Genomic DNA, 17,727 nt, shown 5'->3' on the forward strand with positions numbered 1-17,727 from the left:
GGACGACATCATGCTCTAGCTTTTTAATTTATCCGCAATCTCAGGCGCTTGCCGGCAAGCGGCAGACGCAGCCGGTAGAGCTTCTCGGGCCAGGCCGATCTCAGCCTCATGTCATTCACCTCGATCTCGTCGATTTCGATTTCCCCGGCGCCGTCGACAAAAATGCTGCCGAGATCGGCAAGATCGATCCTGTTTTCGGTGACAACAGGCGCGAGGCACGTCATCAGCGACAGGACCGCCGGCCGGTCGCCGTCATGGGTATCGACGATCTCCACGTGCCGGTCCCGATGCAGGGAGACCACGCGCCGATAGCTGCGCAGTTGCGCTTCCTCGGGATAGGCGCCTGCAATATCGAGGGATATGCGCGCGCTCGCCTCGGCGAATTCGACCTCGACATCCTTTGCGCCGAAGGCTTCGCCGGCGGACTGCATGACACCGGAGAAAGTCGGCAGGTTGTGATAGGCCGACTGCATCGTCCAGATCTCGTAACGCCGCGGCGAGAAGGTCTTGGCCGTATAGGTCTCGACGCCGACATCGATGAGGAACGGACGTCCGTTCTTGTAGAGCGTCACGCTGCCGACATCGTTGTGATTGTGGCCCTCGCCGTTGTTGCCGCCCTTGACCGCCAGCGAAAACTGCTCGTCGCGCGCGACGAACAGGCCGATGCCGGGATAGAAGATATCCCGCCCGGACGCGGCATTCGGCTCGGCCTTCGGAATTGCCGGCCCGGTCAGCAATTCCTGCACGCGATACCAGAGGTTCCATTCCCCCGGCAGGTGCGGGCTCTCGGCGTCAGCCCGGTCGGCCGCGGCGAAGGCCGCCAGCATTTCGGAGCCGACCGCCTTGCCGAACAGATATTCGCGCGCGCTGCAGGGTTCGACCACTGCGGAGGAATCCGCGAAGTTGAAATAATGGCGGCCGGCCACATGCATATGAGCGATATATTCGGCCATGTTGCGGATCTTCGGCTGCCGCCAGATCCCGTCGAACAGGCCGGGCGCGACGCTATCGAGCACGGTCAGCGCGCCGTGCAGGCAGAGAGCGGCGTGGCGGTAATAGACCACGCCTTCCTCGCAGGCGCCGTCCTCGGCATAGTCCTTCAGGAAGGCGTCGAGACTGCCGAGCGCCCTTTCGATGACGGCGCGGCGCGTCGGCTGATCGGTCTTCAGCGAGAAGGTGGTCAACAGGATGTTCTGGGTTATCCAGGCGGTCCAGTTGTTCATCCGCTCGTCGCCGCTGCCCATCCACCAGAAATGCCGGCTGAGATAGGGCGTCAGGATGCGGGCCTCGATCTCGCGTTTCACACGCGCCGCAATCTCCGGGCTGATGCCGTCGAGCGCATCGCCGAGCAAGGCGACGATCGTTGCCAGAAGGGCTGACGTTTCGGCGGCGAAGAGATCGACGACCGGCTGCGAAGTATCAGGCAGCGGCAGACGCGGGCCGCCGCGCCCATAGGCATTATGCGCCGGAAGCTGCCAGCCGCTTTCCTCCGCGATCAGGAAGACGCCGTCGACAATCCTGGGCAGGAACCGCCCGCTCCCTTCGACGAGTTCACCCAGCACCAGATCGTTGAGCATCCGCCGCCGGGTGAAATAAAGCTCCTCGAAACGCGAACGATTGCCGGTCGCCGTATATTCCCGGTAATCCGAGGCCGTGATCAAAGACCATGCGCGCGCAAGCGCGGCCTCGGCGTCGCGGACGACCACGTCCCGCACGGCCTGCGGCACCGCTTTCCATCTCTCGCGATCGGAGTAGACGGCTCCCGGCGTGAAATCGCCGAGGATGTCCGGCAACGCGCCTGAAATCTCGCTGAACATGTCCCTCCCCGCACTGGAAAAGTATCGACGGGCGTCTGGCCTTCACCCCACCTATCATATGTTTTTGGCGCTTGCCATAAAATTTGTATGATCTATTCAGAACTTGTTTGACCAATACCGGAGATGTGCTATGTCCTTGGCAGGAGGAAGAACAGGCGGCACCCATCCGCCCGAACGGCTCTGGATTTAGGCTAGAGAAGCCCAGAAGCCGCCAGCTGCAGAATGCCGACCAGGAGGAAGCATCGGTGTCCATATCGAATTCGGTCATCGCTAGGGATGGCGCCCCGGCAACTCCACGCCGGAAGGTCGCGGTTCTGTCCAAGCGCCAGCGCAAGATCCGCAGCGCGCTGGTCGCCTATTCCTTCATCGCGCCGAATTTCATCGGCTTCGCCGTCTTCACGCTCGGCCCGATCCTCTTCGCCTTCGCGCTCGCCTTCATGCATTGGGACGGCTCGAATGCGATCACATTCGCCGGACTGGACAATTTCTGGCGGCTGTTCGACGACAAGGCCTTCGTCGCGGCCTTCTGGAACACCATCATCTATACGGTCGCCTCGGTGCCGGCGACGCTGCTCTGCGCGCTCGGCCTCGCCGTCCTCCTCAACCAGAAGATCGCCGGGCGCAATTTCTTCCGCACGGCGATGTTCTTCCCCTATGTCGCCTCGCTGGTCGCCGTCGCCGTCGTCTGGAACATGATCTTCAACCCCGAGATGGGGCCGGTGAACATGATCCTCTACACGCTCGGCCTTGACCCCAAGAACATGCCGGGATGGGCGGCCGACCGACATTGGGCGATGGTGACGGTGATCCTGTTCGGCATCTGGAAGAACATGGGCTATTACATGGTCATCTACCTGGCCGGGCTGCAGGGCATCAATTCCGAACTCTACGAGGCCGCCGATCTCGACGGCGCCAATTCCTGGCAGAAATTCATCCATGTCACCGTGCCGCAGCTCGGACCGACCACTTTCTTTGTCACCGTCATGCTGACGATCCAGTCCTTCAAGGTGTTCGACCAGATCTTCATGATCACCCAGGGCGGCCCCGGCACTTCGACGCTCGTCCTCGTCTACCACATCTATAACGAGGCCTTCATTTCCTGGGATCTCGGCTATTCCAGCATGATTTCGCTGGTGCTGTTCTTCCTCGTGCTCGCGGTCACGGTCTTCCAGTTCCGCCGCCAGAGGGAGGACGAGGCATGAGGATCGCCGGACGCAAGATCACCGTCAAAACGGTCCTCCTCTATGCGATCGTCATCACGGTGACGGTTGTCATGCTGATGCCCTTCGCCTGGATGCTCTCGGCATCGCTGAAGCTCAGCCGCGACGTTTTCGCCTTCCCGATCGAATGGATACCGTCGCAGCCGCAATGGCAGAACTACGTCGATATCTGGACGAAGATCCCGCTTGCGCTCTTCATCTACAACACCTCGAAACTGACGATCATCGTCACGCTGCTGCAGCTTCTGACGTCGAGCTTTGCCGCCTACGCCTTCGCCAAGCTCAATTTCCCCTACAAAAACACGCTGTTCCTCGGCTATATCGCCACCATCGCCATGCCCTGGCAGGTCTATATGGTGCCGCAATTCCTGCTGATGCGCGAATTCGGCCTCAACAACACGCATCTGGCGCTGATCTGCCTGCAGGCCTTCACCGCCTTCGGCGTTTTCCTGATGCGGCAATTCTACATGTCGATCCCGACCGAGCTCTGCGAGGCGGCACGCATCGACGGCATGAACGAATATCAGATCTGGGCGCGCATCATGCTGCCGCTCTCGAAGCCCGCCCTCTCGACACTGACGATCTTTACCTTCGTCAGCACGTGGAACGATTTCCTCGGGCCGATGATCTATCTGACCAAGACCGAACTGAAGACCGTCCAGATCGGCCTGCGCATGTTCATCTCGCAATATTCGGCCGAATACGGGCTGATCATGGCGGCCTCCGTCGTCGCCCTCGTGCCCGTTCTCATCGTCTTCCTCGCTCTGCAGCGCTTCTTCGTCGAGGGCATCGCCTCGACGGGACTGAAGGGTTAAAGCCATGAATGCCGTTTCAACAGTCGCCCCGCAGCCGATCACCGACAAGGAAGTGAACGCCGCGCTCGATCTCGCCGTCGCGCAGGTCAGGCGCAACCTTCCTCAGTTTACTTACGCTGCGCAGAACCATTCGAGCGTCAACAATGTCTATCCCGCCGTTGCCAACGACCAGTGGACGGCCGGCTTCTGGCCGGGGGAGATGTGGCTCGCCTTCGAGCATAGCGGCGATCCGGTGTTCCGGCATGCCGCGCAGATCCAGGTCCAGTCCTTCCTGCATCGGATCGTCAACCGCATCGAGACCGATCATCACGATATGGGCTTCCTGTATTCGCCCTCCTGCATCGCCGCCTGGAAACTCGTCGGGGACGAGGACGGCCGCAAGGCCGCGATCCTGGCCGCCGACCAGCTGATCGAGCGCTTTCAGCCGATCGGCCAGTTCATCCAGGCCTGGGGCCGCAAGGGCAGACCGGAAGAATACCGCTACATCATCGACTGCCTGCTGAACCTGCCGCTTCTCTATTGGGCCAGCAGCGAGACGGGCGACCCAAAATACCGCGAGATCGCGCTCACACATGCCCGCACCACGCTCGCCCATTCGGTGCGGCCGGACGATTCCACCTATCACACCTTCTACATGGACCCGGTCACCGGCGCACCGGTGCGCGGCGCCACCAAGCAGGGCTACCGGGACGACAGTTTCTGGGCGCGCGGGCAGGCCTGGGGCATCGCGGGCATGGCGCTCTCCTACCGCTATGAGCGGATCGAGGAATACCGCCAGACCTTCGACCGGCTGCTTGCCTTCTATCTCAACCGGCTGCCGGCCGACATGGTGCCCTATTGGGATCTCGTCTTTTCCGATGGCGACGGCGAGCCGCGCGACAGCTCGTCCGCCTCGATCACCGCCTGCGGCCTGCTTGAGATGGCCGATCTCGTCGATGCCGATACCGCCGCGCGCTACCGCATGCTGGCGCGGCGCATGGTGAAGAGCCTTGCCGATCACTATGCGGTCAAGGATCCCACCGTCTCCAACGGACTGGTGCTGCACGCCACCTATTCGAAGAAATCGCCCTTCAACACCTGCCGCGGCGAGGGCGTCGACGAGTGCGTCTCCTGGGGAGATTATTATTACATGGAAGCTTTGACGCGCCTTTCGCGCCGCTGGTCTTCCTATTGGTGACGTCAGGAGAACCCGATGGCCAGCATTTCGCTTAAAGAGCTGAACAAATCCTACGGCGCGCTCACCGTCGTCCACGATATCGATCTTGAGATCGCCGATAAGGAATTCATCATCCTGGTCGGCCCCTCCGGCTGCGGCAAATCCACGACGCTCAGGATGATCGCCGGGCTTGAGGAGATTTCCGGCGGCGAACTCCGGATCGGCGGCGACGTCATGAACGACGTCCCCTCCAAGGACCGCGACATCGCCATGGTCTTCCAGAACTATGCGCTCTACCCGCATATGACCGTCTACAAGAACATGGCCTTCGGCCTGCAGCTGCGCAAAGTCTCGCGCGATTTCATCGATAAGCAGGTGCAGGATGCCGCCAAGATCCTCGACATCACCCATCTCCTGAACCGCAAGCCGAAAGCGCTTTCGGGCGGGCAGCGCCAGCGCGTCGCGCTCGGCCGCGCCATGGTGCGCAACCCGGCCGTCTTCCTGCTCGACGAGCCGCTGTCCAATCTCGACGCCAAGCTGCGCGGCACGATGCGCTCAGAAATCACCAAGCTGCACAAGCGCCTCAACGCCACCTTCATCTACGTCACTCACGATCAGGTGGAAGCCATGACGATGGCCGACCGCATCGTCGTCATGAAGGACGGCCATATCCAGCAGGTCGACACGCCGCAGAACCTTTACGACCGCCCCGTCAACATGTTCGTCGCCGGCTTCATCGGCGCGCCGCAGATGAACATGCTGCCCTCGACCATTCAGCGCCGGGGTGACGGCTACGTCGCCATCTTCGACGGCCGCGAATTGCCGCTGCCTGCGCATTTCGACAAGAGCAGGATCGCTCCCTACGAGGGCCGCGAACTGGTGCTCGGCATCCGCCCGGAAAACTTCCACGAACTGCCGCCGGCCGACATTCCGGCCGAGAACCTGGCCCCTGTGAAGGCGGTGGTGGAACTTGCCGAGCCGATGGGCTCGGAAGTGCATCTGAACATGGTGGCCGGCGGGCGCAATCTCATCGCGCGCGTATCGCCGCGCTTCCGGCCCGATATCGGCGAGGAGGCGACGCTGGTCGCCGACATGAGCAATGCGCAGCTGTTCGACAAGGAAACCGAACGATCGATTCTCTACTGAGCGCCTGGGGAGACGGCCATGCAGTGGTTGCGGGACATGTGGACGAAAGAGGGGCCGGGCATTCCGAAGGATGCGCCTGCGAAGACCGGCCTTGCCCTGTTCGCCGATATCCTCGCCCGCGAATGGTGGGAGATGGTCAAGCTCAACATTCTGTTCATCCTGGCCTCGCTCTTCGTGGTGACGCTGCCGGCAGCACTCGCCGCCATGGCCCGCGTCTCGGTCGCCTTCGTCGAAGATCGCAACACCTATCTCCTGCGTGACTACACCGAAGCATTCCTGCGCTATTTCTGGCGCGCCACCGCCTGGGGCCTGGCATTGGCAGGCGCGCTTGCGATCGGCGTCCATGCGATCGTCACCTATGGCGCCGGCGCGCGTGACAATCTGATGCTCGCCGCACCGCTAGCGGTCGCGCTTGTTGCCACCGCCTTCGTCGCCGTGCTCGCCTGCCATCTCATCGTGTTGATGGTAATGCGCGACCTGCCGGTGCCGCGGCTCCTTCGCCTCGCCGCGCTCGCCTCCGTCGCCCGCCCACTCCCGGCGCTTGCCGCGCTCGCCGTCAACGCCGCCCTGTGGCTGGCGCACATCCTCTTCTATCCGGTTTCCGTGTTCATGCCGGCGACCTTGAATTTTTCACTCGGAATGTTCGCCGTCGCATTCGGCGTCCATCGGGCAGTGGTGTTGGTTCTGGACCTGCCAGAGGCAATGCGGCCGCACCGACACTTCATAAAATAACTGATCCAGAGACGATCCAGGGAAGGAGAACAGGAATGTATTTGGACAAATTCGGGAGGACGGTGAAACTTGCCGTGGCAGGTTTCACTCTGGCCGCGACGACAGCCGGCGCAGCACTTGCTCAGGACGCCGTGACGCTCAAATGGGCTTTGTGGGACTGGGACAAGACCGCCTATTACAAGCCGCTGATCGAGGCCTATCAGGCTAAGCATCCGAACGTGAAGTTCGAGCCGATGGATCTCGGCTCGCAGGACTACCAGCAGATGATTTCGACCCAGCTGACCGGCGGCTCGAAAGATATCGACATCGTCACCATCAAGGACGTGCCGGGCTATACCAATCTGGTGCGCGCCGGCAACATCGCCGATCTCAGCGGCTTCGTGAAGGATCAGAAGATCGATCCGGCGCCTTATGGCGGCCTGATCGAAGAGCTGACCATCGACGGCAAGATCTATTCGCTGCCGTTCCGCTCCGACTTCTGGATCGTTTATTACAACAAGGACATCTTCGACAAAGCCGGCGTCCCCTACCCCACCAACGACATGACCTGGGCGCAGTTCGACGAGACCGCCGAGAAGCTCGCAGGCGGCATGGGCACCAACAAGACCTATGGCGCGCTGCTGCACACCTGGCGTTCGACCGTCCAGCTGCCCGGCATCCTCGACGGAAAACATACGCTTGTTGATGGCGACTACGCCTTCCTGAAGCCCTGGTACGAGCGCGCGCTCACCCTGCAGAAGGATGGCGCCATTCCCTCCTATGCCTTCCTGAAGACATCGAATACGCATTATTCGGCGCTCTTCTTCAACGGCACGATCGGCATGCTGCCGATGGGCACCTGGTTCGTCGGCACCCAGATCGCCAAGGTCAAGTCGGGTGAATCGAAGAGCAAGAACTGGGGCATCGTGAAGTTCCCGCATCCCGACGGTGTGGCCGCCGGCACGACGGCTGCGCAGATCTCGGGGCTGGCTGTTAACGCCAATTCCGCCCACAAGGATGCCGCGCTCGATTTCATCAAGTTCGTCACCGGCCCGGAGGGCGCGGCCGTCATCGCGGCGACCGGCACCTTCCCGGCGCTGAAGACCGCCGATGTCAGCGCAAAAATCGCCTCGACGCCCGGTTTCCCGCAGGATGAGGCCAGCAAGGAAGCGCTGATACCGGCCAAAGCCTATCTGGAAATGGCCGTCAATCCGAACGCCGCGAAGATCGAGGTTGTGCTCAACCGCGCCCATGACGCGATCATGACCGACAACACCTCCGTCGATGACGGTCTGAAGGAGATGACTGAAGGCGTGAAAGCCATCAAGTAGCCTCACAAGATACCGACGGCCGCGGGTCAACATCGGCCCCGCGGCCGAATCTGTTTTTACGAAATTCCGAGTTGATGATGATCTACGATCCTGCGCGGGCCAATCCGCTTTCCGGCAATCCCCTGAAGACGCGCGACGATCTGGCAAAGGCCGTCATCGACCTCTTCAAACCGCTCCTGCCCTATTTCTCCGAAGGCGGCGCCCGTGTGCGCCTGGGCGCTGCTGGCGCGATCTTCGACCGGGCGGCAGCGGATCTGGAGGGATTTGCACGACCGCTCTGGGGCATCGTTCCGCTCGCCGCCGGCGGCGGCCATTTTCCGCATTGGGATCTCTATCGGCAGGGGCTCGCAAACGGCACCAATCCCGCCCATCCCGAATATTGGGGTGATCTCGCCGATCGCAACCAGCGGCTGGTCGAGCTTGCCGCCGTCGGCTTTGCGCTGGCGCTGGTGCCCGAACATATCTGGGAGCCGCTTGCTGACAACGAGAAGAAGACGGTCTCCGCCTATCTTGTCGCCGCGCGGAACCTGGAATTTATCGACAACAACTGGAAATTCTTCCGCGTCCTCATCGATCTCGGGCTGGAGCGTGTCGGTGTGGCGTTCGACCACGGCAAAACCGTCGCCTATCTCGACGAACTGGAAGCCTTCGATCTCGGCGACGGCTGGTATCGCGACGGGCCGGTCCGGCGGGTCGATCACTACATCCCCTTCGCCATGCATTTCTACGGCCTGATCCACACCGTGCTGGCGCCCGGCGACGAGGCGCGCAAGCAGCGCTTCCGCCATCGCGCCGAAATCTTCGCCCGGGATATCCGCCACTGGTTCGGCCCCGATGGCGCTGCCCTTGCCTTCGGCCGCAGCCAGACCTACCGCTTCGCCGCCGGCGGCTTCTGGGGCGCGCTTGCCTTTGGCGGCCTCGAAGCACTGCCCTGGGCGGAGATCAAGGGCTATTACATGCGCCATATCCGCTGGTGGTCGGCGCTGCCGATTGCCGACCGCGATGGCGTTCTCTCCATCGGCTACGGCTACCCGAACCTTCTGATGAGCGAGAGCTATAACTCTCCCGGCTCGCCTTATTGGGCGCTGAAATTCTTCCTGCCGCTCGCCCTTCCCCACGATCACCCCTTCTGGGCCGCCGAAGAAGCGCCGCAGCCGGAATTCTCAGAGCCGGTGGCTTTGAAGCCGGCCGGCATGGTCGCCATGCATACGCCGGGAAATGTCGTCGTGCTCTCCTCCGGCCAGCAGCACGACAAGATGCGCGGTGCAAACGAGAAATATTCGAAATTCGCCTACTCCACCCGCTATGCCTTCAACATCGAGGCCGACGACCGGAACTTTGCCGCCGCCAGCTTCGACGGCATGCTCGGCCTCTCCGACGACGGCGTTCATTTCCGCATGCGCGAAACCCTCGAAGAAGCGCTGATAGCGGGCGACCGGCTCTATTCGCGCTGGCGCCCCTGGAATGATGTCGCCATCGAGACTTGGCTCATCCCCGCAAACCCCTGGCACATCCGCATTCACCGCATAACCACACCGCGGGCGCTGAGCACCATCGAAGGCGGCTTTGCGATCGAACGTGCCGATTTTAATGCCGACCGGTCCGATGCAAGGGAAGGCAGCGCCGTCTGGTACGGCCAGACCGACGTCAGCGCGATCATCGATCTGTCGCCGTCCCCCCGCGTCGGGCATGCGATGAGCTCGATACCAAACACCAACCTCATTTATGCCAAGACAGTGCTGCCGCAGCTGCGCGGCGAAATCGCCCCGGGGACCACACTACTCGCAACCACAGCGATGGCCTTGCCGATCGGCGAGAATTGGGCGATGGCGCTGAGCAATCCGCCGGCTCAACCGGAGTTAGACGAGCTGGAGCGGCGCTTCCGCGAGAACGGCGAACGCGTACCGGCCTTTGCCCTCCCCGCGGCGTGAGGCCTAACGGCGATCAGACAGCTCCGAACGATACGCAGCAACGATCCGCTGGGCTAACTCCGCCATTTGATCGTCCGGCATCTGCAAAACGCCGTGTTCTGCCATCAGCGCGTGGTATTGCTGCCTCTCGAGAGGTACGCCCGGCGGCAAGGGAACGACGTGAAAATGCAAATGGCTGTTAGCCTGCTGGCTGCCGAGTGAAAGGACGTAAATTCGCTCGGCGTCGAACACGCTTTTAAGGGCGCGAGACAGAACGTGCACCTTCTCCTGCAGCCGAAGATATTCATCTGTCGACATATCCCGCGCCAGATCCTCGCGATGCTCCCTCGGACAGACAAGGCAGTAACCGGGCAGGGTCGGATATTTACTCAGGAAGATGATCGTCTCTTCGTCTTCGAAAATGCGATGATGAAAGAAAGCGGGATCACCCTTGACCAGGCCGCAGATAAAGCACGGCCTGATTGCAATGTCCCGCAGATAGGTCTCGAGATCAAATGGGTGCCGGTCGTTCATCTTGGACCCCCTCTCCCGCACGGTAAGCGATAGGCAATGCAGTCGACCGCCTGACGTTTTTTTATGACGGGCCGCCCGGCTTGCTATCGCGTAGCGACGCGCAATTCATCCGACATCTCGGCACCGATCGGTATCCTGAGGGTGAACATCGTGCCATTCCCGCGGCTGCTCGCCACCTCGATCGTGCCCCCGTGAAGCTCGATGATCTGTTTGACGAGATTGAGACCGATGCCGGTGCCGGCAATGCCTGTGGAGCTTCTGGCGCGGAAATAACGCTGGAACATCTTCGGGAGGTCGTCGGCGTCGATGCCGATGCCTTCGTCGCGGACGGTGATGCAGACGCTTTCTCCTTCCTGCCACCCTGTGACGTGAACATTGGGAGATTCCGGCGCGTATTTCACGGCATTTGAGAACAGGTTGCTGAAGACCTGATCGAGCGCGGGGCGATCACCATAAATGGTCTGAGGAATCCGGTCGAGTTCGAGCAGAAAGCGATGGGATCGCCGGATGCTTTCCTGACGCGCGCTGCAGGTTTCGATGATTTCGGCAATTGAGCACGGCTTGGGTACGATGGTGATCCGGCCATGATCCAACCGCCCGGCGGCAAGGATGCTTTCCATCAATTCGAGCATACGGGAAACCGAGCTGCGGATCTGGTCGGCCTTTTCGGCCAGGAATTCCGGCGTCGCCGCCTCTTTGCGGCGAATAAGCCGCTGCGCCGCGCCGTCGATCACCGCCAGCGGGGTGCGGAACTCATGCGACGCCATCGAGACGAACTGGCGCTGCAACTCGTTGATCTGCTTTTCCTGTTCGAGCATGCGTTCGAGTTCTTCCGTCTGCCGCGCCAGTTCGACAGTGCGGGAGCGCACCATCTCCTCAAGCGTATCGCGGTGCTGCAGCAATGCCTTTTCGGCACGCTTGGCCTCGGTGACGTCGACGACGGCCATCAGCGATGCCGCCTTGCCCTTGTAGTTCAAGCAGGTGGAATAGACGGTGACTTCAATGGTGCCGCCATCTCCCTTGCGGTGGCGGGAGGAGCAGGTCGTGGCGGCTGGATCCTCGGCGTCGAAGACGGCAGACGTGACCCGTCCGGCGTCCTGCGGCGCCTGGATGTCACGCAGCGTCATCGTCAGGAACTGCTCCAGACGATAGCCATAATGATCGATGGCGGCTTGGTTGACATGGAGGAACTTCAGGGTATCGCGGTCATACACCCACATCGGCATCGGGTTGCCTTCGAACAGCAGCCTGAACGACGCCTCCTGCATCTTGAGATCGGTGATGTCGACTCGGATGCCGACGCTGCCCCCTTCGGAAATCCGGCGTTCCTCGATCCGGATCCACCGGTTTCCCGGCAGACGCTGCTCGTGTTTGCTGGTGGGCTCGGCATGATGGGCCAGCCGCTCCTCAAGCCATTCCTCTTCGCGCCCAACCGCTTCCGGATACTGGCCGCGTTCGAGGCCTGCACGCAGGCGGTCTTTGAAGCGCATCCCTTTGACAAGCATATCGCCGCTTTCGGCGTAAAGCTGTTCGTATCGTCGGTTCCACAGCACGAAGCGGTCTTCGGCGTCGAACAGGACGAGGCCTTCCGGGACGACTTCGAAGGCTGCCAGAAGCCGGGCATGCGCCGCCCGCGCCTCCTGCTCGGCGCGTTCGGCCTGGGCGTGCGCCTCTGCAAGGGCTTTTTCCGCCAACCAAGCCTGTGTGATATCCTCATGGGTCGATACCCAGCCGCCTCCCGGCGTCCGCTGATGATAGCCGCGGATGATCCGGCCGGATTTGAGTTCCTTGATCCAATCCTGGGGCACGTCGCCCATATTGGTCGCTTCGGCCCAGGCGAGATAGTCCGACGTCGAAGTGGCGGGAACGGCACCGACCTCATGTCTCAGATTCAGGATGTCTTCCAGGGACTGCCCCGGATGGATGACGGCGGAATCGAGTCCGTAAACCTCAGCATAACGATTGTTCGAAAGGAGCAGCCGGCCGCCCTCGTCAAACAGGCACACGCCCTGTCCCATGCTGGCAAGCGCGGTGTCGAGTTGCTCGTTGCGCCGCTGCAGTCGCGCCTGCGCCGCGCCGAGTTCGATATGTCGTTTGATGCGGGCGACGAGCTCGGCGGCGGACACGCGGTTGGAGACACAATCCACCGCACCGGCGGCAAACCCCGCAATCTTGCTTTGCTCGTCCTGCGGCGAGGCCAGTATAATCACCGGGATATCACGCGTTACGGCGTTTTCCTTGAGACGCCGGCAGTCTTCGAGACCGCGTCCCTCCGGCGACAGGGCGTCGAGCAGGATAAGGTTGGGCAACGGCCGCTTGGCGACGCATTCGTGAAATTCATCTCGATCGAGGTGAACGCTGAGCACGATATCGTGTTGATCAAGGCAATCGCCAAGTCCGGGCAGGCCCGTCAACGCACCACCCATTGCAGAGATCATGTGCAGCTCGTCGGACAAGACTACTCCCCCGTTCGCCCAAGTGGCCGCGACTATAGGTCGTATGAGTTAATAAGCGACTTACCGCTGGTCGGCATGCCATGGTGGCCTGTTTCATGGTCAGGAAATGGTTAGCGGGTGGCGGCTACTTCTTGAAATCCTGAAGAGTTTAGCGCTCGACGCTCCGCTTGCATCGGCCCATCGGTGGCATGCCGGGAACACAGTATCTGCCGGTGCGTTCAGCAAAGCACCGGCTTCAGGAGGTCCCAATGCCAGCCAACGTTGCCACTTCAGCCTCCGATCTCGAACCGCGCAAGGGCAGTCCCAGCCCGCGGCTCGACGAACATGAATTCAAACGGCGCTTTCTCAATCAATTTCGGGATCCGGCCTACGGCAAATTGCAGGAAGAGCTTACGCGACTCGCGTCGGCAGCCTGGGAAGCCTACGCAAATTCGCGAAAAAGCCCGAAGACCCGCAAGGCCGGCCCCGGCTTCGCCGATCCCGATTATGATCTGGCTGAAGACTGGCTGGCGGCCCGCGATGCCATCCGTGACGCGCAAAAGCGGCATGACGATCCGAACGGGCCGACCCGTCTGCTTCTCGTCAACGGCTCGACGCGCAGCGAACACACCTGCCCGGGCGAGATTTCGAAGAGCTACCGCATGGTCGACATCGCCAGGGAGGTGCTGGAACAGCAGCGCCATGTGAAGATCGAGATCCTCGACTTGAGCCGGCTCGCCTCGGAATACGGCCGGCAGATCCATCCGTGCAAAGCCTGCTTCTCCACGGCGGCGGCTCTCTGTCACTGGCCCTGTTCCTGTTATCCCAACTATTCGCTCGGACAGATCCATGACTGGATGAACGAGATCTATCCGATGTGGGTCGAGGCGCACGGCATCATGATCGTCACGCCGGTGCACTGGTATCAGGCGCCGTCATCCCTGAAGCTGATGATCGACCGGCTTGTCTGTGCCGACGGCGGCAACCCGGATCCGACGAGCACCCATGGGAAACATGCCGACCAGGCAAAACAGCTGGAGATGAACGGATGGCCCTATCCCCGCCATCTGGAAGGCCGCCTGTTTTCCGTCGTCGTTCATGGTGACACGGAAGGTGCAGAAGGTGTCCGCAGGAACCTTTCGGACTGGCTGAGATCGATGGATCTTGTACCAGCAGGCCCGCTTGCCGAAATCGACCGCTATATTGGTTACTGGGAACCCTACGCGACAAGCCATGCGGCATACGAGAAAGACCAGGCGATGCAGGAGGAAATCCGCAATGCGGCGCGAACGCTATACGAAGCCGCTGCCGCCAGGCGCCAAGGCGGCCAGATCGCTGCCGGCGCCGGCTTGCGGCAGCCGCGTCAGAAATAGCGACACGAACGCCTCTTGCCGGCCGGACCTTCGCTGCGGCCACCGGAAGGGAACACTATTGTCCGTTCTCGATATCGCGTAGCAGATCCAGGGCGCTTTGATATTTTTGCTTGTCTTTGCCGGCCTGTTCGGCTTGGCGTAGATTGTCTTCGAGATCGGCCCACTTGACAGGCAAAGCGAGCGAGTTTGCTGCCGCACGCCTGACGAATTCCTCGTCCGGCTCGTCGGGCCGCCGGGTCAATGCATCCACCGCAGAGATGATCGCCGACGGGAAGCCTTCCTCTTTCAACCTGTCGAGCGTCCAGCCATTGCCTTTTTCGGCGACGTCGTGAAGGTAGGCGACGGTTCGCGCCTCGTCGCCCGGCACGAGAAGCGCGACCCGCTGACAGTGCTCGAAGAAGGGCCGTCCGGTTTTGTCCGTCTGGCCGTCATGTGCCTCCATGGCGATCTGCATGGCGTGGTCGAGATGCTGCATGACGATTACGGTCCTTCGGTCTCTCTGATCTTTTGCCGGGAAGGTTTCTCCCCCGTGGTTATCTCGATATCGGGCGGCGTCGCCCCGGACACTTGACCAAATCCGGGGCGTGGCCGATCGAGATCGCCGCTTTCCCCGGCGCCTTGAAGCAGCGCCGCGTCGTCCCTGTCGTCTTGATCGAGCAGGTCCTGCAGCGTCTCATCCTCGTCCTCGCCGGCCAGCTCGTCGCAGGCTTGCATCCAATGACGCAGGTCCGCCCCTTCGGGGCGGCCTTCGGCCTCCCAGATTTCGTAGGCCCGCCGGCGTATCTGTTCGTGTTTGTCTGTGGCCATGATCTTCTCCAGGTCCGACCAGACCTCGCAGTTTGGTTTCGCCTCGAGCGGCCGTGTTTCAAGGCGTGTTGATGGTGGGAAGAAAATCCTCCACCTGCTTGCGCTCAGCCTTTGAAAGCGTCTCCACCCGCTCCTGCCAGAAGCGTTCGGCCGCCGGCGGATCCACCTCCCATTGGCGAACAGTGGTGATGTTGTCGTCGATCTTGGACCGGCGGCGCCCGCCGAGGCTCAGATACTCTTTCGCGAGTTTCAGGCTTGGCGTTTCGGTGCCGCTGTCGCGATCCGATGTCGAACTCGCATTGCGCCGGGCTGCGTCCGATGCATTCTGGCGATAGACCTCGGCCCGTTGCGTGTCGAAGGAACGCGCGTCGTCGGTTCCGCTTTCGGGTGGTGTGTTGGTTTTCGAAGTCGTCATGGATCACCTCTCGATGCTGTGATCCATTAACCTTCGCCAGCTGTGAGAGTTCCGCACGCCGGCGATTGATTTGAGCGGGTCAATCAGTGAACGGCCATGCTTACCATGCGATAAGGGTGCACGGCCTCGAACTGCGAGATCATCGCCGTCGCCTGGAGCAATACGCGCTCGGCATTCTCGGGATCGTCCCGGGCGAGTTCGTCGGCGTTGACGCGGATCGCTTCGGCCATGTTGTTCGACAGTACAGCAAAGTGCATATTGCCCTCGACGAGGGCCTCGCGCGCCGTATCCTCCAGCGTACGAGCGATGTCGACGAAGATTTCCTCGCGTTCCTCGATAGTGAGGTCTTTGATTATATTGGTCTTCTCTTCCATGTCACTCACTCCTAAAAGAACGTGGGCCTAAAAGAACGTGGGCCTAAAAGAACGTGTGACGGTGATCGAGCTCATCGAGCCTCGATCGCCTGAGAGCTAGGAACGCCGAAATCCGGATTCAAGCCGGAGCACAGTTTTGAACGCGTCTTCAAGACGAGGGGACGACCATCGTCATTAGTTCGAACGCAGCAGCCGGTCTTCTGTTCCCCGCAGGGCCATTAGCAGTCGCCGGCAGCGAGTGCTAATTTTTCTGCGCCGCCCCTTGAAATCGAAAAACCATCGAACCAGATCAATCCCGCAAGGCGCGCGACCTTGCACCCACCCGGACCTCGTCATCCGGTCCGGTCTGGCGAACAACGTCATCATTGTTTGTCGATGGAGGAAGACATGTCGTTCCGACCGCTTCATGACCGCATTCTCGTCCGCCGCGTCGATTCCGAGGAAAAGACCAAGGGCGGCATCATCATTCCCGACACCGCCAAGGAAAAGCCGCAGGAAGGCGAGGTCATCGCCGTCGGTCCCGGCGCCCGCAACGATGCCGGCCAGATTCAGGCGCTCGACGTCAAGGTCGGCGATCGCGTCCTGTTCGGCAAGTGGTCCGGCACGGAAATCAAGATCAACGGCGAAGACCTGCTGATCATGAAGGAAAGCGACGTGATGGGTATCATCGAAGCCCAGAGCGAAGGAAAGCAGGCCGCCTGAACCCTCAGGACGTGGTCAATGCTAGCTGCCTATGAAGGAGTGAGGACATGGCTGCTAAAGAAGTCAAATTCAACGTCGAAGCCCGCGAGAAGCTGTTGCGCGGCGTCGACATCCTGGCCAACGCCGTGAAGGTGACCCTTGGCCCGAAGGGCCGTAACGTCGTGATCGACAAGTCCTTCGGCGCGCCGCGTATCACCAAGGACGGCGTTTCGGTCGCCAAGGAAATCGAACTCGAAGACAAGTTCGAGAACATGGGCGCCCAGATGGTCCGCGAAGTCGCTTCGAAGACCAGCGACATCGCCGGCGACGGCACCACGACTGCGACGGTCCTCGCCCAGGCGATCGTCAAGGAGGGCGCCAAGGCCGTTACCTCAGGCATGAACCCGATGGACCTGAAGCGCGGCATCGATCTCGCCGTCGTCGCCATCGTCGCGGAACTGAAGGCCAACGCCCGCAATATCTCCAACAATTCCGAGATCGCCCAGGTCGGCACGATCTCCGCCAATGGCGATGCTGAAATCGGCCGCTTCCTGGCGGAGGCGATGGAAAAGGTCGGCAATGACGGTGTCATCACGGTTGAAGAAGCCAAGACCGCCGACACCGAACTCGAAGTCGTCGAAGGCATGCAGTTCGACCGCGGTTACCTCAGCCCCTATTTCGTCACCAACGCCGACAAGATGCGGGTCGAGTTCGAGGATCCCTATATCCTGATCCACGAGAAGAAGCTCTCGAACCTGCAATCGATGCTGCCGATCCTCGAAGCCGTCGTCCAGTCCGGCAAGCCGCTCCTCATCATCGCCGAAGACGTCGAAGGCGAAGCCCTTGCAACGCTCGTCGTCAACAAGCTGCGCGGCGGCCTGAAGATCGCTGCCGTCAAGGCTCCTGGCTTCGGCGACCGCCGCAAGGCCATGCTCGAAGACATCGCCATCCTGACGGGCGGCACCGTGATCTCCGAAGACCTCGGCATCAAGCTCGAGAGCG

Annotated in this window: 17 protein-coding genes; 10 read left to right on the forward strand and 7 right to left on the reverse strand. The window is 61.3% G+C overall.

Annotated features, from left to right (window positions below; genetic code table 11):
• Positions 1-23: 23 nt before the first annotated feature.
• Positions 24-1,817 (reverse strand): heparinase II/III family protein, encoded by a 1,794-nt coding sequence (locus tag CO671_RS22430; RefSeq protein WP_097607789.1) that lies wholly within the window; start codon positions 1,815-1,817, stop codon positions 24-26.
• Positions 1,818-2,062: 245 nt separating this feature from the next.
• Between CO671_RS22430 and CO671_RS22435 the strand changes: the two genes are divergently transcribed.
• The 7 genes from CO671_RS22435 to CO671_RS22465 all read left to right on the forward strand — a co-directional run bounded on the left by CO671_RS22435 (position 2,063) and on the right by CO671_RS22465 (position 10,127).
• Positions 2,063-3,019 carry a sugar ABC transporter permease gene (locus CO671_RS22435; RefSeq protein WP_097607790.1) on the forward strand — a complete coding sequence of 319 codons (957 nt, stop codon included), beginning with the start codon at positions 2,063-2,065 and terminating at the stop codon, positions 3,017-3,019.
• Positions 3,016-3,852 (forward strand): carbohydrate ABC transporter permease, encoded by an 837-nt coding sequence (locus CO671_RS22440; protein WP_037145706.1) that lies wholly within the window; start codon positions 3,016-3,018, stop codon positions 3,850-3,852. The genes CO671_RS22435 and CO671_RS22440 overlap by 4 nt, the downstream gene beginning before the upstream one ends.
• 4 nt (positions 3,853-3,856) lie before the next feature.
• On the forward strand, positions 3,857-5,029 hold the full coding sequence (locus tag CO671_RS22445; RefSeq protein WP_097607791.1) for a glycoside hydrolase family 88 protein: 1,173 nt from the start codon (positions 3,857-3,859) through the stop codon (positions 5,027-5,029).
• 15 nt (positions 5,030-5,044) lie between these two features.
• Positions 5,045-6,154: a sn-glycerol-3-phosphate ABC transporter ATP-binding protein UgpC gene (ugpC, locus tag CO671_RS22450; RefSeq protein ID WP_097607792.1), complete on the forward strand. Its 1,110-nt coding sequence runs from the start codon at positions 5,045-5,047 to the stop codon at positions 6,152-6,154.
• Positions 6,155-6,172: 18 nt separating this feature from the next.
• A complete protein-coding gene (locus tag CO671_RS22455) occupies positions 6,173-6,886 on the forward strand; it encodes a YesL family protein (protein WP_097607793.1) in 714 nt (237 codons plus the stop codon).
• Positions 6,887-6,921: 35 nt separating this feature from the next.
• Entirely contained in the window at positions 6,922-8,196 is a 1,275-nt protein-coding gene (locus tag CO671_RS22460; RefSeq protein ID WP_097607794.1) for a sugar ABC transporter substrate-binding protein, read from the forward strand.
• A gap of 77 nt (positions 8,197-8,273) precedes the next feature.
• Positions 8,274-10,127 carry a DUF2264 domain-containing protein gene (locus CO671_RS22465; RefSeq protein ID WP_097607809.1) on the forward strand — a complete coding sequence of 618 codons (1,854 nt, stop codon included), beginning with the start codon at positions 8,274-8,276 and terminating at the stop codon, positions 10,125-10,127.
• Between the two features lie 3 nt (positions 10,128-10,130).
• Here CO671_RS22465 and CO671_RS22470 read toward each other — a convergent pair whose 3' ends face one another.
• Positions 10,131-10,640 (reverse strand): HIT domain-containing protein, encoded by a 510-nt coding sequence (locus CO671_RS22470; RefSeq protein WP_097607795.1) that lies wholly within the window; start codon positions 10,638-10,640, stop codon positions 10,131-10,133.
• 83 nt (positions 10,641-10,723) lie between these two features.
• Positions 10,724-13,066: a PAS-domain containing protein gene (locus tag CO671_RS22475; protein ID WP_097607810.1), complete on the reverse strand. Its 2,343-nt coding sequence runs from the start codon at positions 13,064-13,066 to the stop codon at positions 10,724-10,726.
• Between the two features lie 278 nt (positions 13,067-13,344).
• On the opposite strand from CO671_RS22475, the gene CO671_RS22480 reads away from it, so the two are divergent.
• Positions 13,345-14,448 carry a flavodoxin family protein gene (locus CO671_RS22480; RefSeq protein WP_097607796.1) on the forward strand — a complete coding sequence of 368 codons (1,104 nt, stop codon included), beginning with the start codon at positions 13,345-13,347 and terminating at the stop codon, positions 14,446-14,448.
• Between the two features lie 55 nt (positions 14,449-14,503).
• Here the strand turns inward: CO671_RS22480 and CO671_RS22485 are convergent, their stop codons facing one another.
• From CO671_RS22485 to CO671_RS22500, 4 genes are all read right to left on the reverse strand, one after another.
• Complete coding sequence (locus tag CO671_RS22485) at positions 14,504-14,923, reverse strand: HD domain-containing protein (RefSeq protein ID WP_097607797.1); 420 nt, start codon at positions 14,921-14,923, stop codon at positions 14,504-14,506.
• A 5-nt stretch (positions 14,924-14,928) separates the two neighbouring features.
• The gene (locus tag CO671_RS22490; RefSeq protein WP_097607798.1) at positions 14,929-15,255 is read right to left on the reverse strand and encodes a DUF2934 domain-containing protein; all 327 of its coding nucleotides are present in this window, start codon (positions 15,253-15,255) and stop codon (positions 14,929-14,931) included.
• Between the two features lie 58 nt (positions 15,256-15,313).
• The gene (locus tag CO671_RS22495) at positions 15,314-15,670 is read right to left on the reverse strand and encodes a hypothetical protein (protein ID WP_097607799.1); all 357 of its coding nucleotides are present in this window, start codon (positions 15,668-15,670) and stop codon (positions 15,314-15,316) included.
• Between the two features lie 83 nt (positions 15,671-15,753).
• Positions 15,754-16,044: a hypothetical protein gene (locus CO671_RS22500; RefSeq protein ID WP_010032737.1), complete on the reverse strand. Its 291-nt coding sequence runs from the start codon at positions 16,042-16,044 to the stop codon at positions 15,754-15,756.
• Positions 16,045-16,431: 387 nt separating this feature from the next.
• Here CO671_RS22500 and groES point away from each other — a divergent pair, with 387 nt between their 5' ends.
• Positions 16,432-16,746: a co-chaperone GroES gene (groES, locus tag CO671_RS22505; protein ID WP_010029452.1), complete on the forward strand. Its 315-nt coding sequence runs from the start codon at positions 16,432-16,434 to the stop codon at positions 16,744-16,746.
• Positions 16,747-16,793: 47 nt separating this feature from the next.
• Positions 16,794-17,727: chaperonin GroEL (gene groEL / locus CO671_RS22510; protein ID WP_141514482.1), on the forward strand; the 934-nt coding region annotated here is incomplete at its 3' end.

Origin of the sequence: Rhizobium sp. M10 (genome assembly GCF_002531955.1) — a bacterium.
Taxonomy (GTDB): domain Bacteria; phylum Pseudomonadota; class Alphaproteobacteria; order Rhizobiales; family Rhizobiaceae; genus Rhizobium; species Rhizobium etli_C.

What these genes read in the sequence shown, in the direction of transcription:
- CO671_RS22500 (WP_010032737.1), bottom strand. Translation starts at nt 16,044, where the DNA reads ATGGAAGAGAAGACCAATATAATCAAAGACCTCACTATCGAGGAACGC.
- CO671_RS22475 (WP_097607810.1), bottom strand. Translation starts at nt 13,066, where the DNA reads ATGGGTGGTGCGTTGACGGGCCTGCCCGGACTTGGCGATTGCCTTGAT.
- CO671_RS22480 (WP_097607796.1), top strand. Translation starts at nt 13,345, where the DNA reads ATGCCAGCCAACGTTGCCACTTCAGCCTCCGATCTCGAACCGCGCAAG.
- ugpC (WP_097607792.1), top strand. Translation starts at nt 5,045, where the DNA reads ATGGCCAGCATTTCGCTTAAAGAGCTGAACAAATCCTACGGCGCGCTC.
- CO671_RS22495 (WP_097607799.1), bottom strand. Translation starts at nt 15,670, where the DNA reads ATGACGACTTCGAAAACCAACACACCACCCGAAAGCGGAACCGACGAC.
- CO671_RS22465 (WP_097607809.1), top strand. Translation starts at nt 8,274, where the DNA reads ATGATCTACGATCCTGCGCGGGCCAATCCGCTTTCCGGCAATCCCCTG.
- CO671_RS22440 (WP_037145706.1), top strand. Translation starts at nt 3,016, where the DNA reads ATGAGGATCGCCGGACGCAAGATCACCGTCAAAACGGTCCTCCTCTAT.
- CO671_RS22430 (WP_097607789.1), bottom strand. Translation starts at nt 1,817, where the DNA reads ATGTTCAGCGAGATTTCAGGCGCGTTGCCGGACATCCTCGGCGATTTC.
- CO671_RS22445 (WP_097607791.1), top strand. Translation starts at nt 3,857, where the DNA reads ATGAATGCCGTTTCAACAGTCGCCCCGCAGCCGATCACCGACAAGGAA.
- CO671_RS22455 (WP_097607793.1), top strand. Translation starts at nt 6,173, where the DNA reads ATGCAGTGGTTGCGGGACATGTGGACGAAAGAGGGGCCGGGCATTCCG.
- CO671_RS22470 (WP_097607795.1), bottom strand. Translation starts at nt 10,640, where the DNA reads ATGAACGACCGGCACCCATTTGATCTCGAGACCTATCTGCGGGACATT.
- CO671_RS22460 (WP_097607794.1), top strand. Translation starts at nt 6,922, where the DNA reads ATGTATTTGGACAAATTCGGGAGGACGGTGAAACTTGCCGTGGCAGGT.
- CO671_RS22485 (WP_097607797.1), bottom strand. Translation starts at nt 14,923, where the DNA reads ATGCAGCATCTCGACCACGCCATGCAGATCGCCATGGAGGCACATGAC.
- groES (WP_010029452.1), top strand. Translation starts at nt 16,432, where the DNA reads ATGTCGTTCCGACCGCTTCATGACCGCATTCTCGTCCGCCGCGTCGAT.
- CO671_RS22490 (WP_097607798.1), bottom strand. Translation starts at nt 15,255, where the DNA reads ATGGCCACAGACAAACACGAACAGATACGCCGGCGGGCCTACGAAATC.